At 70.9% G+C, this 1183-nt stretch carries 1 pseudogene; it reads right to left on the bottom strand.

From position 1 onward, the window contains the following. Positions 1-1120 (bottom strand): annotated as a pseudogene (locus ACWDNU_RS46415) (hypothetical protein); the annotation flags it as partial. Positions 1121-1183: the final 63 nt, after the last annotated feature.

Consider the following 1183-nt stretch of genomic DNA (forward strand, 5'->3'; position numbering starts at 1 on the left):
TCTGCGACACCGCGTCCGACCAGGCGTGCGGGGCCAGCTCGTGCGCCAGATCGCCGATGCCGGTGCCGACCGGGCCGTCGATCACCGCGTCCAGCCAGCCGTGCACCGACGATTCGAACTCCGCGTCCGGTTCCTCCCAGGACGTCTTGGTCCCGGCCTCGCGAATCGACTTCTCCGCGAACAGATGCAGCCGATCCCGCAACCCCGGCACCGAGGACGCGGGCCGCCCGTCGGCGGGCCAGACCCCGAACATGTTCTGCAACAGGAACAGCGCCGTCGCGCCGTCGGGTGCCGGCGTCGTCTCCAGCCAGCCGCGCACCCGCTGCGACCAGATCTCGGCGACCTGCGACAGCACCCCGATCCGGGCGCGCACGTCCTCGCCGCGCTTGGTGTCGTGGGTCGACAGGGTCGTCATGGTGGCGGGCCAGCGCTGCGAGCGCTCGCTGTTGGACAGGTGGAAGTCGTTGACGGTGTGGCCGAAGCGCGCCGGATTGCCGCCCACCTCCTGCAGCGACACCAGCCGCGCGCCCTGATAGAACATGGTGTCCTCGACCGACTTCGCGGTGATCGCGCCGCACACCTGGGAGAACCGGATCGCCGCCTCCCCACCCACCGACAGCGCGGTCACCAGCACCGACAGCGGCGCCGTCAGCTCGGCGTTGCGCTTCTCCACCTCCGCGACGACGGCCGCGGTGATCCCGGCCAGCGGCGCGTAGTCCACCCGGTACACCGGCATGAACGCCAGCACCTCGATGGTCGCGTTGCTCACCGCGAGGGTGTCGAAGCTGCCCGCGTTGCCGTCGCGTTTGATCGCGGCGACCAGCCGCCGGATCTCCGGCGCCAGAATGGTTTCCGCGACGGCGCGCTTGATCCGGTGCTCGGTCTCACCGAACCAGGCGCGGTCGCTGCCGTGCCCGGCGACGTGCTGGGACAGCTCGGTCATCGCGGCCTCGCCGGCCGGATCGATCAGGACACCGCCGAGATCGGCGAGCGCGTCGTAGCCGGTGGTGCCGTCGACCGGCAGCGTCGCGTCGAGCGGCTCCCGGTTGGCGAGGATCTTCTCCACCAGCAGCAGCCGCTGCGGGCCGATCAGCCTGCGCAGCCGGGAGGTAGAGGTCAACTCGCTGTGACCCGGGTCATGCGGAAGGATCGCGGTACCGATCGAGGTCGCGGGCCAGTTCGT

Source organism: Amycolatopsis sp. NPDC003676 (genome assembly GCF_053587275.1).